Source organism: Arsenophonus endosymbiont of Bemisia tabaci Q2 (assembly GCF_902713415.1).
Taxonomy (GTDB): Bacteria; Pseudomonadota; Gammaproteobacteria; order Enterobacterales; family Enterobacteriaceae; genus Arsenophonus.
In genome coordinates this window covers 1-1495 of sequence record NZ_CACTIE010000010.1, presented here as the reverse complement: position 1 = coordinate 1495, position 1495 = coordinate 1, and the positions used below count along the sequence as shown (strand labels likewise).

The window sequence follows — 1495 nt, the reverse complement described above, 5'->3', positions numbered from 1 at the left end:
CATCCCGTTTATCATGATGCCATCCATTCTATATATCAAAAAATTCAACGAGGTATTTCTTTTAGCTACAGCATAAAAAGAGAAAACTATTCCCATATCTATGCTTGCAATTTATTACAGCCGGAGAATTATCTGGCAATTTAGTATTATTTTTAGAAAAACTAGCTAATTGGTATCAAGATAACCTGATAAACTATGTTAATAAAAAGATAAAATTAATTGAACCAATGCTAATACTATTACTCGCAGTTGTAATTACTCGATTATTATTCACTATGTATTTGCCGATTTTTAATTTAGGTAATATTATTTCTTAAGTAATCAATGTAACAATAAAATAAAAATATTATTATGTTAAAACCCGTTATAATAAACATAAAAAAATTATCAGACCTTTGCCTGGAATTTACCATTTAAATTTATTGAAAGAGAGGATGCATGAGCTATATTGTTGCTCTCACAGGCGGGATAGGAAGCGGCAAAAGTACCGTTTCAGATAAATTTGCATCCTTAGGAATACCAATTGTTGATGCAGACATCATTTCAAGACAAATAGTTATCCCTAATACTTATGCTTTTAACATGATAAAACAACATTTTGGTTCAACTATTCTCAATAAGGATGGCTCTTTAAATCGCGCCAAGTTAAGAAAAAAAATATTTAGCGATCCAAGAGAAAAAAATTGGTTAAATAATTTGCTTCATCCATTAATACATCAAGAAACCCAACACCAGCTAACTTTAGTTAATTCCCCTTATGTAGTTTGGGTTCTCCCGTTGTTAATTGAAAATAATCTAGAGGACCTTGCCAACCGCGTGCTAGTCATTGACGTAACACCTGAAGAACAAATAGCTCGTATAATGAAACGTGATAGAATTAGCCAACAAGAAGCAAAAAATATTTTATCTAATCAAGTTAGCCGAACAAAGCGTTTAGAAAAAGCTGATGATATAATTAATAATCACGATAATAACTTAACACTTGATGAAACTTTAGCGAAATTACATCAGAAATATTTGCAATTAGCTATGAATGCTTCTCAGGAAACACACAATGAGTAATACTATTTCTACCATTATTTATGAAAATCCATTAAATGAGAAAATGCGCTCTTGGCTGCGCATGGAATGTTTGCTTCAGAAACTTCATTAACTTGAAAAACATCAACTCATTAGCTAGTGGATTAGCTTTTTTTGGTGCCGTTTCTGAATTAATCTAAGTATTAGATCGCAACGATATACGTGCAGACATTATTAAAGAATTAGATAAAAAAACAAACTTAATCAATGGTGCAGTGATTCCCATGCAGATAAAACTCTGATTAAAAATCTTCTAAAAGAACTGCAAGAAAATCTTACTTCATTAAGAGAAGCATCACGCATTAGTCAACACTTACGGGGAGATAAAGTTATTAGTATTGCTCGCCAGCGGTTAAGTATACCCGGAGGTTGTTGTATAGCTAAGCGACTTAATTTTGATGACATTATTTATATG

The 1495-nt window shown here is 31.4% G+C and carries 1 protein-coding gene and 2 pseudogenes; all 3 read left to right on the top strand.

Going from position 1 to position 1495, the window contains the following annotated elements:
- Nucleotides 1–89 precede the first annotated feature (89 nt).
- Nucleotides 90–317, top strand: a pseudogene (locus tag ARSQ2_RS14435) (type II secretion system F family protein); the annotation flags it as partial.
- A gap of 121 nt (nt 318–438) precedes the next feature.
- On the top strand, nt 439–1062 hold the full coding sequence (gene coaE, locus ARSQ2_RS01080) for a dephospho-CoA kinase (RefSeq protein ID WP_181994071.1): 624 nt from the start codon (nt 439–441) through the stop codon (nt 1060–1062).
- Between the two features lie 223 nt (nt 1063–1285).
- Nucleotides 1286–1495: pseudogene (zapD, locus tag ARSQ2_RS14430) on the top strand (cell division protein ZapD); the annotation flags it as partial.